The sequence below is a fragment of the Saprospiraceae bacterium genome (genome assembly GCA_016710235.1).
GTDB lineage: Bacteria > Bacteroidota > Bacteroidia > Chitinophagales > Saprospiraceae > Vicinibacter.
Window position 1 is genome coordinate 1207767 of sequence record JADJLG010000001.1, and the last position, 11786, is coordinate 1219552.

Consider the following 11786-nt stretch of genomic DNA (forward strand, 5'->3'; position numbering starts at 1 on the left):
TTCTTTTGTTCACCAGAGGTGTCGCTTGAACATGGGTTTGCCAAAAGTGGGGCAGAATAGCAAGGTTGAGCATTTTGAATTCTATTGAGCATTATCGTAAATTTGAACATTAGTATTTCAAATTCCCCACCTTCGGCAAGCCCAAAACCGTCAGGTTGTGAAAAAACTCCCAAAAAATTAATATAAATAAATCGTGGCAATATTAATTGTAATGTGTATTTTTATACATTATGAATCATGTTACCGGCATACCAAGATTACAAATGCAGATGAGTTCATTGGAAGACTCAATAGGACAGGATAATCCCGTTCGATTTATTGACGCATTTGTAGAGCAATTAGATTTGTTAAAACTTGGATTTGAAGTAAAGACTGTTTCAGTTCGCTGGATGCCCATGTAGTAACTGTTGGTTCACGCAATCTACCGGCAATACCGCTGAATTCCACACTGGAAGCGGAGATGCTGCTCAATGCAGAAAAACGCCAAGTCAAGATCGCCGAACTGCTGCTATACTGATTTCCCAATAGCAGAGTAGCTGTATCAATTCCAACTGTCTTTTGAGAATATTCAGGGAGTGTCCCCTTTGTTCGTTGTCCTTGGTGTCGCCGTCCTGCGTGGTTCGCTCTTCGCTCCGTCAGCCGGGTGCGGCTGACCTGCTGCGCAGCACTCCGGCCGGCTCACTCGGAGGAAAGAAGTCTGAGAAAGTAATCCTGAATACACCCGGCAAAATGAGACAAAATCCTCCTTATATTTGCTTGCCAAAGCTCAAACCGCCCTTAAATATAAAAAGCAAACCCATCACACATAGAAGATATATACGCCATAATGGCGTATAAAAAGACGTTCTGACCAATAAAATGAATTTGGAAATGTGATTACAATGTAATAACTTTGTAAAAAGTTTTGATATGGTGACCAAAATTATACAAATAGGAAATTCAAAGGGACTTCGGTTAAGTAAAACTATTCTAGATAAGTACAATATCGGAGAAACAGTAAATATAAGAATGAAAGAAAACTTCATAATAATAGAACCGATCACAAAACCACGAGCTGATTGGGCAAAATCTTTTAAAGAAATGAGAAAAAATGGAGATGATGAATTATTGATCCAAGACATTTTTGATGAAGAATCAAAATGGGTATGAAGGTTAATCAATACGAAATAGTCCTCGTTAATTTAGAGCCAGCTTTGGGAAGCGAAATAAGTAAAACAAGACCTTGTGTGGTAATATCACCTGATGAAATGAACCACTATTTAAATACAATAGTAATTATTCCAATAACGTCAACGCCTAAGAAATATCCAACAAGGATTAGTATATCAAATCATGATGTAAAGGGTATGGCGGCAGTCGATCAAATTAGAACCATTGATAAACAGAGAATTGTTAAAATCACAGGAAGCCTAGAAATTGAAACAATAGAAAAAATAAAGAAAACAATCGATGAAACATTTGTTAAATAAAAATAATAGTGAGAACAATGCGCTGGACGTACAGACTCCCTATCGGTCGCACAGCAGATGTACTAACCGTCAAACTGTCTAAAAACTAAATCGATATTTTATTAAAAAAAATAGCCACATTTTGATCATTTTGTATATTTATGTATGCAATACATTCAAGGAAATAATCGAAATCAAGGAGTACTTTTTCCGAAGTGTTTAGACGATCTAGTCGATCAAGATAATGAAGTAAGAGTTATTGATTTATTCGTTGAATCGATCAACTAAGAAGACTTCAAATTTTTCGTAAAACGAAACACCGAAGGACGACCATCTTATAATCCAAAGGATTTATTGAAATTATATATCTATGGATATTTAAATTCGATGCGATCATCAAGAGTACTCGAAAAAGAGTGTCACAGAAACATCGAAGTGATGTGGCTATTGAAAGAGTTGGCACCAGATCATAACACTATTTCAAACTTCAGACGAGATAATGAGAAAGCTAATTGCAAAGTATTTCAATACACAGTCAGTATTGCAAAAATGTATGATCTTATCGGCTGTAACTTGATCGCAGGAGACAGCACAAAATTACGGGCACAAAACTCCAAAAAAAATAATTACAACCCTAAGAAAATAGAAAGGCATTTAGCATATATTGATAACAAATTAAATGAATACAATGAAGCATTAGAAAATGCTGATTTTGACAATAAAGCCATCATACAGAATCAAATAGAAAAACACAATAATCGAAAGGAATTTTATAATCATCTCACAGAACAATTAGAGCAAACCGGTGAAGTCCAAGTATCGACTAGCGATCCTGATAGTCGTCAACTCATCACACGCAATAACATTACTGAAGTAGGCTATAATGTTCAAACCACAGTAGACGCAAAACATTGTCTACTAGTAGATTATAAAGTCACCAACGAAAACGACAGCAAGGCAATGGGTGGTATGCTTCGCAGGACAAAAATCATCTTAGGGCATACAGATTTTACAGCATTATACGATAAGGGATATCACACAGGATCAGAACTAAAAGCGGCATGTACGATGGGTATAAATCCACTTGTAGCAATACCGGGAGTATCATCATTTGCCCCAGATCCACGATACAATTATGATCAATTTATTTACGATGAAAATAAAGATAAATACACTTGTCCACGTGGCAGAAAATTAACCACAAACGGCAATTGGTATAAGCGAAACACAGGTCGATCATATTACAAAGTTAAACATTATAAAACCAACAAATGCCAGACATGCCCAGCACGTGATTTATGCACAAGTGCAATAAATGGAAGAATCATCGAACGATCTGAATATGCACCCTACATCGAACAGAATAAACGTAATATTGAAAATGATCCAGAGCTATATAAAAAGCGCCAAGCCATAGTGGAACACCCTTACGGTGTGATTAAAAGACAATGGGGATTTTATTACATTATGACCAAAAAATCCATCAAAAGAGCAAGTGAAGATGTAGGCTTGATGTTCACTGCCTTTAATCTACGCAGATTGATTAATATCATTGGCAAAAATGAGTTCAAAAAGTACCTGGAAGGACTCGTTTTGTCATATTTCGCTATAATTGATTTGTATCGATCAATAAACTCAAATTTGCGCCCACCAATTTTTCAACGCATTTTTGTCCATGCAAAAATAAAAGTCGCATAGAATGCACCTAAAACCGTCGTTTTTGGCTATTATTGCTAGAATAATTGGAGTTTTTAGACAGTCTGACGGCTCGACGATTTAGTAAGTTTAGCTTGTGTATCTTCTAAGCTCAGCTTTATGAAATTATACAAGGTATTTAGTTCATTTTGAAATCAAATATGTGGTATTTTCGCGCTCTGGCGTGGTACCATACTTAAATTTGAAATAAATAAATATAAAAAAATACAAAACCAATGCTAAAGAGTTTACTTGAATTAATCATCGAAACCGTTGTTGGAAAAATTATATTTTTTGTTGTAAGTGTATTGCTTATAATTTGGTCATTTGGACTCGACGAAGGAAGAAAGGATGAGTTACACAAACAAGAAGTAAAACAAAATGAAGCTTCTTTTGTAAGTGAGGAGGAAAGGAAAAGGAGAGATAAAGAATATGACAATTTATTAAAAAATCCATCAATTGAAAGCATAGATGCATTCAACAATGATTTTCCTGATGATAAACGGATAGGCAAACTAAATGAAATCAGAGGAGAAATTGTAAGAAGCCAAAGAGAAAATTCAATTTGGAACTATATCAACAAAACCGAGAGACCCAACCTTGATTCATTATTCATCTTGAGTGAGTTAGCCAAAGAACCTGAGAATATCAAAAAAGTACGAAGCCTTCTAATGAATAGGTACTATGAAGAAACAATAAATAAAGTTGAGTTATATAAAATTAGGAAATTTGAAGAGGATTTTCCGAGTGAAATTGATAAGATAAAAAATATGTATATCGCTTTGGAAAAATTGTACTATCAAAAGTATAATTTAACAAAGACTCATTGGAGTTGCTTAGATTATTTTGAAAGTATTCCTGATTCTTTACAAAGGAGACGAAGTGAGGTTTTGGAAAATTTAAAAATAATCGACTCACAAATACTTGACTTATCCAGTTTAGAAAATAAAACGTTTATGACAGACCCAATTAGCATAATAAAAGTAAAATCGCCAATGATTTTTAAATTTGGTAAGGTTAAAAATAAAAATATTGAGTTATCAATTATTCTTGATGATAAGTATTTTGACAATATCAAGGCCGAATGTCAAGGAAGTAATTTAATTATTCAGATGCTTGAAAACGGTGTGTATCATGATTTTACAACTATAAAACGCTATTCAAGAGAAAATATGGAATTTCTAGAATCAAACTATAATACAAAAAATGGTTTCTTTAAACTCAACTACAAGAATTATGAATAGGTTAATTTTTGTTATGTTTCCGTTCTTTTTGGTGGGATGTTACAAAAAGAAATATGAGCAATCACAACAAGAAAATTCAGAACTACTTACCAAGGTAGAATCACTTGAAGGCAACCTCTATGCTGAAAAAAGCGCCTTTGAAGCACAGGCCAATGCATATAAAACACTTGAGGAATCCTACTTCAAAATCACAACTCAATTGGTAGAGATTAACAGAGAGTTTAATTTAATCGAACAGCGGGATGAGGAGATAAAAGGATTTGAAAGGGAATTGACTGAATTTGTAACAACTGACAAACAAAATGAACCTTTAGCAATACAGGTAAAAAACAATCTTGCGGGAGTTGTAAACGCAAATAAAAACTCAATTGAAAAAAATAAAGCTCTTTTAAACGAAATTGAAAATCTAACTATCGATAACAAGGCACTTCAAGACGCAATTCAATTATTCAAGACAGAAATAGTATTTAAGGAAAAATTAAATTCAAATTCTCGACAACAAATTGGTAATTTGGAACAAACAATAAAGAGACTTAACAATAGGTTAGATCTTCAAAAGACTTCTTGTGAAGAATTATTAGCTAAAAAAGATAAAGAAATATATACAATCAATACAGAGTTAGGAAATATAAGAATAGAATATGATGTTTGTAAAAATTCTATAAATGAGTATTTAGGTGATATAAGAGAACTTAATGAAAAAGTTACAAAAACTTCAATTGAAACTATTAAGTTGACTAACATAGTGCTTTTATTAAACTCATCTATAGATAGTTTAAATAGATTGCATACTGACATTCCAGATTGTGCATTAGCATATTATATTATCGATTCTAAGTCAAATCTTATTAAAAATGGCTTTTTAATTGAAAAGAGAAGAGGATACGAGATTAATGAGGAATTGTTAAAAAGCAGAGGGAATAAATTAAATTTCTACTTTACCAATGAAATAATTTTGCCAAACACTATGTCAAACTTTGAAATTATTCATTCAAAGAGCAAGAAGGGATTCAGCATAAGAAATCAAAAATTAATCATTAACGATAAAGATGTTTTCACAGAAGATAAGTTTTTGGTTATAGGGTATTAACTTAAAATAAGTGGTATAACAATTCATCAATGTCAATGGCCGGTAAAAACGCAATGCCAAAGCAGACGGCAATGTGCGTAGATGCCGCGCCTCATCGGCTGAAAGGCGATGGCCGAACTCGCTGAAAAACGATTTCACAAAGTTAACGATTAAAATTTTCGTAATATGATTGGATCTAATTAACTAGATTCCATAAATAAGTGCGACAGTTAATAAAACATTCTTTTGGAGAAAGACCTATTATAAAAATAGGTACTTTCCCCTCAAGATTTTTAACTGTACACAAATGTATAAACAAATCACCTACCCTCAAAGGGTATTAATTGAACAATTTAAAAGGCAAGGAATGAGCATTATTCAGATTGCTGTGGAATTAGGATATCATAGAAGCACTATATATCGGGAACTCGATAGAAACTCTTCACCTGGTTCATACAAGTTATATGGAAGCGCAAGAGCTCAGGATCGGAGTGAACAGAGAGCACAAGGAAAGGGAAGGAAGAATAAAATTACAAGCGATCTTAAAAGCAAAGTGGATCAATTACTTAAAATCAAGTGGAGCCCAGAGCAAATCGAAGGTCGAGCGAATATTGATAAGTATGAAAGGGTTAGTAAAGAGTGCATATATCAATATGTATATGAAGATAAAAGGAAAGGAGGTGATCTATGGAGTAATTTAAGACATTCCCACAGAAGTAGGCGAAGACGCAAAAATACCTATAAACAAAGGGGAATTATCAAAACAGAGTATGTATTGAAGATAGACCAAAGATTGTTGAATCTCAAAAAGGTATGGAGATTGGGAAGGAGATACTATAGTAGGAAAGAATCATAAGTCCCAAATTGCCAGTATGGTGGAAAGAAAATCCTTGTTTGTCAAGATCATTAAGCTGGAGTCCAAAGAAGCTAAATTCACAGCCAAAACAATCAGTTGCAAATTGAAAAAATATAAAAACTTATGCCATACAATTACATTAGACAATGGAAAAGAAAATGCAGATCATCAAACATTGGCAAAAGCATTGAATACTAAGATATACTTTGCTCATCCATATTCCGCTTATGAAAGAGGTTGCAATGAAAATATCAATGGTTTAATACGACAATACTTGCCAAAAAAATCAGACTTTTCCATGCTCAAGCAAACTGACTTGGATCGAATTGAATCCCAAATAAATAATCGACCAAGAAAAAAATTAGGCTACAAAACACCAAATGAAGTATTTTTGAACCTTGTCGCACTTAAATGTTGAATTCAGCTTATATCGAATTGTATTAAATTTAATTTTCAATTTCAAACCATGTTCGTACCTTTGAGTATCAAAGCGTATCAAAATAAATAATTAAGTATATAATTTTAGACTCGATATAGACTGGAAGCTGATTAAGTTAGTCAGTGAAGTTTACTGCTTTGATACATATTTGACTGCAATGGAGCGAAAAGAGGGACAAAGCCTCAAAGTGTTAAAAAGTTTCGCCACAATTCGAAGTATAGGATCTAAAAACCGAATAGAGGGCAACAAAATGAGCGATTAAGAAATGGATGTGTTGCTTCAAAAAATTGACATGACAGAACTCACAGACAGAGATTCATAAGAAGTAGTTTGTTATTTTGAAGTATTAAATTTAATTTTTGAATCATGCGAAACCATCAATCTCTCCGAAAATCACAGCAAAAGTTTACACAATAGTTAGATGAAATATTGTGTCAAAGAACAAGAGCATAAAGGCAATTATAAGGCACATAGTAATGAAGTAAAAGCTTCATTTTCTGATAGGATAAGACAAATAATCTTTCAACTTACCAATGCTTCCGTTACGTGCGAAGCTGCAATGAAAGAATTATTAAATTAGTATAATACTTTGAGCTTAACAAAGGTTAGGTTCTATTTTAGGTAAATGGTTTTCATAGTTTTTTTATAGATTAAATATTATATAAATGTATAGCAATCAGGAGTTTAAATTTTGGATTTTATTTGTTTTACTTTCAATATCATTATGTGGCTATTCTCAAAATGATAGTTTGAAGAAATTAAATTATTTTGCATTTGGGGAGTTTTATTATAGTTATGATTTTTCCAATCCCCAGAATCACGAAAAATCTAATTTTATTTACAATCACAAACGACATAATGAGATTAACACCAATCTACTTTTGCTCAAAGCAAATTATCTGGATAAGGCTTATAGAGCTAATGTAGCAATCATGGCTGGAAACTACGCTGAGTACAACTTAGCCACAGAAGCATCGTGGGCTCAGTTTATCTATGAAGCAAACATTGGACTGAATATTTTAAAAAATCGGAAGCTCTGGTTGGATCTGGGAATTATACCTTCACATATAGGATTTGAAAGTGTTGTAAGTGCGGATTGTTGGACTTTAACAAGAAGTATACTTGCGGAAAATTCGCCGTATTATGAAGGCGGAGCAAAATTGACTTATTATTCAAGAAATGATAAATTAGTTACTTCTTTTTTATATTTGAATGGTTGGCAAAAGATTAGTAAACTAAATGACTTTCAGAGACCTTCTTTCGGCACTCAAATAATCTATATGCCATCTAAAAAATTAATTTTCAATTATAGCACTTTTTTGGGGTCTGACAAACCGGATAGTGTAATGGTATTTAGACATTTTCATAACTTTTACATGCAGTACGAGCCTACGAATAGAATGGGAATTATTGTAGGCTTTGACATGGGATCAGAAAAATTATATAATAGTAAGTATGGTATATGGTATTCACCTGTCTTGATACTAAGGAGCAAAATAAGGGAAAATTGTAGATTGGCATTTCGGGGTGAATATTATAGAGACGATAAACAAATTATTATTTCTACAGGAACTAAAAATGGCTTTCAAACATATGGACTCTCTTCTAACTTTGACTTAGATATAAACGAAAAAATCTTGTTCAGGTTTGAAGTAAAAATGCTGCATTCAAAAGACGATATATTTTTAAACCAAAATAGAAATTTTTCTCTCACTACAAATCTAACTTTCAAACTTTGAAGGTTGAATTTAGGAGAATGAGAGATCGCTTTTGAAGATAAATATTGAAATTTGTTTTGGAGTTAATCAGCTAAGCACAGGCTAAACTTGGACGATCACCACAGCACTTTTTGGCCTATAGCTAAATTAAAGCTAGGAGAGTTATAGTATTGGGATCTCCATTAGCCATAGTTGTACATGCTATATTATGAATTAAAGGTCTTGATGAGGACAAAAGTAAGGTAGAGATATGTAAAAAAAATTTCTTTAAATATCTGTTACTTTCACTCTGGTATATCCAAAGGCATAGTCACAATACATGATGATTTTTTTAAGCATTTATTCAGCTAACATCCCCACAAAGAATCATATTGGGCTTGGAATTATTCAATATTATCACAGCAATGCTTTTCCAAGAGCTTCATTTGAATGAGTCTACGCTTTAAATAAACTTTATCCTCAGTATAAGTGTGTTTATAAAGATCATGCTGCTTAGACCTGTGCGTAGTATTTCATCATAATAAATCTTTTTAAGATATAGACCAATGCGAAATTTATCAGTTTTTATAGCAACAAGCCTGGATGGCTATATTGCGAAACCTTACGATGATCTCAGTTTCCTGAAAATAGTAGAGAAAGAAGGGGAAGATTATGGATACGGAGAGTTTATTTCAAAAATTGATTCCATTATTATAGGAAGAAAAACATACGATTATGTACTCAAAGAAGTTGGGCCATCGTATTATGACAATGGACATCGAGACCTATTTGTTGTAACAAGGACTGAAAGACCGCCATCAGGAAGGACAATATTTTATACAGGCAGCCTACCGACATTGATCCATCGCCTTAAAATGCAAGCATGAAAAGATATTTATTGTGATGGTGGTGCTGAAGTCATCCATGAGCTGCTGAAGCATGATTTAGTAGATGAAATGATCATTTCAATGATACCAATACTACTTGGTAATGGTACGAGGTTATTTAAGGATGGAAGGCTGGAGCAAGTACTTGAACTGATCAGAGCGACTTCTTATGATACAGGATTGACTCAACTTCATTATTTACGTCATATAGTATCATAGTTTTTTGTCGTGCCCTTATTTCAAAGTAACAATCAATTCTGTCTGCCGACTTTGAAATTTTCTATATAGGGCTCCATTTGTTCTGCTTGGATTAAGTATGATCAATGACGGCAAAAAAACGCAGAAACAAATTCAGCCTGACCGTGTTATTTTTGAATAAACAAAATTGAAATTTATTGATGAAAGCAAATGGATCTTCTGTAAGTGAAATATTAGCAAATATACCTGCGGATCGTTCCCTTGCATTTACCAGACTGCATGAGACAATCGTGAGAAACCTACCGAAAGGATTTAAGGCGGCAATCAGCTACGGCGGTTTGGGTTACGTAGTACCACATGAAATATATCCTGCCGGCTACCACTGTAAACCTATTGAACCATTGCCTTTCGCAGGACTTGCATCCCAAAAGAATTCTATTAATTTTTATCATATGGGAATTTATGCTGACCCGACCCTGTTGAACTGGTTTGTGACAGAATACCCTAAGCATACTGTACAAAAATTGGATATGGGTAAAAGCTGCATTCGCTTTAAGAAGTTTGACCAGATCCCCTTTGAGCTTATTGGTCAGCTGATGAAAAAAATGAGCGTGCAGGATTGGATCAACATATACGAAAAAAATATGAAGAAGTAGTGTTAAAATCACCTATTCGAATGGCATGTGAGTGAACTTCAATTGAATTTACAAAGAATTATTTTCTTTAAACCAGTCAAATAAAATGAAATATTATTCCAAAGTAAAGTGACATTGATGTGTATCTCTATAATTAATGTAAATTGATTGGACTAATTAAGCTCTAAGTAACAAAACAAAAGGGTTGATGTTCTTAATGTAAAAGAACAGCTCAATTATATATTTGAAATATGTTTTTTTGATTAATGATCTGGTAGTTATTTTTATATACATATGAACCTTATATCATTACTCAGATCGATCAAGGTTTGAAATAATCTTATTTGGATATTGAATGTGACAATGGATCAGTTTGACTCAATTATTTAAATATTTTAAAAAATATGGCAATGGAATTTTCTCCTTTCAATCCTACAATTAAACTTTGTCTTCAAGGTATGGAAATGGAGGATTTGGCTAAACCTGATGAAGCCATAAAAATGTTTATACAAGCTTGGAATGAAGCCAAGAATGAATCTGAAAAATTTCTTGCTGCCCATTACATAGCTAGACTTCAAGGTTCAGTTTCAGACAGATTGAAATGGTTGGAAAAGGCTTTGCAGCTAGCATTAATTATCAATGATGACTCCATCCAAAGCGCTTTACCCTCACTCTATTTGAAATTGTCTGATTGTTATGCACAATTGGGTCAGAATGACAAAGCGGAGGAGAATGCTGCTCTATCAAAGATGCATCAACTTCATCCCTCAGATAAAGGACCATTTTATCATGGGACAAAAGCCAATTTAGAAATCGGTGACATGCTTACAAGCGAAGGATCTTCAAATTACAAAACAGGATTGACAATGAAACACATCTATTTCACTGCTTTGAAGAATGGTGCCGGACTAGCTGCAGCATTGGCCAAAGGGGATGGACAAGAACGAGTGTACATCGTTGAGCCCAGTGGTATTTATGAAAATGATCCCAATCTTACTGACAAAAAGTTTCCAGGGAATCCAAGCCGATCGTATCGATCTCAGTATCCTTTAAAAATTGTCGGTGAATTGCTTGATTGGATCAAACCAACTCCAGAAGAACTCGATCGCTTCCGGAAAAAACTGGAGGAAAGCAAGGGCGAAATTATCAATTGAGTTTTTCATATCAGGCCAATAACTTAATTTAGTGAGTCGATATTTAATGTCAAAAGAGGAATTCATCTGGTATTAAAAGTATAAAAATTATCATAACATCAGAACAATTAATCTAGTATAATCCATTTTCGGATATGACAACTCTGTATTTCTGGGTTAATCCTGTGGGATTCTGGCGTATATTACATATAGACCTAAATGAGCGATGGAGTTTTTATTGCGAAAAAAATCATGTATGGATGTTTACAAGATAATCAGAAGGAGGTGGGTTAAATTTTAAAATACACATTTGTTAACACTGCTGGATAAATTGTAGATGAGATGATCTATGGAAATTAATTTCAAAAGGTATTTTCCAACGGTATATGCATAGTACATAATTATTCTGCATCCAAGCACCTGATTTAATGGCATACTGTAGAAAACAAAAGATCAAGCCGGTATTAAAATTTAGTTCTACTATA

11 protein-coding genes and 2 pseudogenes are annotated in these 11786 nt (G+C 33.4%); all 13 read left to right on the forward strand.

Annotated elements, in window-relative coordinates:
• Positions 1 to 230 precede the first annotated feature (230 nt).
• The 13 genes and pseudogenes from IPI99_05040 to arr all read left to right on the forward strand — a co-directional run bounded on the left by IPI99_05040 (position 231) and on the right by arr (position 11322).
• On the forward strand, positions 231 to 401 hold the full coding sequence (locus tag IPI99_05040) for a hypothetical protein (protein MBK7339875.1): 171 nt from the start codon (positions 231 to 233) through the stop codon (positions 399 to 401).
• 157 nt (positions 402 to 558) lie between these two features.
• Positions 559 to 837 (forward strand): hypothetical protein, encoded by a 279-nt coding sequence (locus IPI99_05045; protein ID MBK7339876.1) that lies wholly within the window; start codon positions 559 to 561, stop codon positions 835 to 837.
• 72 nt (positions 838 to 909) lie between these two features.
• Positions 910 to 1149, forward strand: coding sequence for an AbrB/MazE/SpoVT family DNA-binding domain-containing protein (locus IPI99_05050; protein ID MBK7339877.1), 240 nt, complete (start codon positions 910 to 912; stop codon positions 1147 to 1149).
• The gene (locus IPI99_05055) at positions 1146 to 1469 is read left to right on the forward strand and encodes a type II toxin-antitoxin system PemK/MazF family toxin (GenBank protein ID MBK7339878.1); all 324 of its coding nucleotides are present in this window, start codon (positions 1146 to 1148) and stop codon (positions 1467 to 1469) included. The genes IPI99_05050 and IPI99_05055 overlap by 4 nt, the downstream gene beginning before the upstream one ends.
• A gap of 144 nt (positions 1470 to 1613) precedes the next feature.
• A pseudogene (locus IPI99_05060) lies at positions 1614 to 3146 on the forward strand (IS1182 family transposase).
• 233 nt (positions 3147 to 3379) lie between these two features.
• Positions 3380 to 4387 carry a hypothetical protein gene (locus IPI99_05065; GenBank protein MBK7339879.1) on the forward strand — a complete coding sequence of 336 codons (1008 nt, stop codon included), beginning with the start codon at positions 3380 to 3382 and terminating at the stop codon, positions 4385 to 4387.
• Positions 4380 to 5477 (forward strand): hypothetical protein, encoded by a 1098-nt coding sequence (locus tag IPI99_05070; protein MBK7339880.1) that lies wholly within the window; start codon positions 4380 to 4382, stop codon positions 5475 to 5477. Before IPI99_05065 ends, IPI99_05070 begins: the two co-directional genes overlap by 8 nt.
• Before the next feature lie 286 nt (positions 5478 to 5763).
• Positions 5764 to 6312, forward strand: coding sequence for an IS30 family transposase (locus tag IPI99_05075; GenBank protein MBK7339881.1), 549 nt, complete (start codon positions 5764 to 5766; stop codon positions 6310 to 6312).
• A complete protein-coding gene (locus IPI99_05080; GenBank protein MBK7339882.1) occupies positions 6257 to 6730 on the forward strand; it encodes an IS30 family transposase in 474 nt (157 codons plus the stop codon). Before IPI99_05075 ends, IPI99_05080 begins: the two co-directional genes overlap by 56 nt.
• A 686-nt stretch (positions 6731 to 7416) precedes the next feature.
• On the forward strand, positions 7417 to 8490 hold the full coding sequence (locus IPI99_05085; protein ID MBK7339883.1) for a porin: 1074 nt from the start codon (positions 7417 to 7419) through the stop codon (positions 8488 to 8490).
• Between the two features lie 524 nt (positions 8491 to 9014).
• Positions 9015 to 9554, forward strand: a pseudogene (locus tag IPI99_05090) (dihydrofolate reductase).
• 179 nt (positions 9555 to 9733) lie between these two features.
• Positions 9734 to 10189, forward strand: coding sequence for a DUF1801 domain-containing protein (locus IPI99_05095; protein MBK7339884.1), 456 nt, complete (start codon positions 9734 to 9736; stop codon positions 10187 to 10189).
• Between the two features lie 389 nt (positions 10190 to 10578).
• Positions 10579 to 11322 (forward strand): NAD(+)--rifampin ADP-ribosyltransferase, encoded by a 744-nt coding sequence (gene arr / locus IPI99_05100; protein MBK7339885.1) that lies wholly within the window; start codon positions 10579 to 10581, stop codon positions 11320 to 11322.
• Positions 11323 to 11786 lie beyond the last annotated feature (464 nt).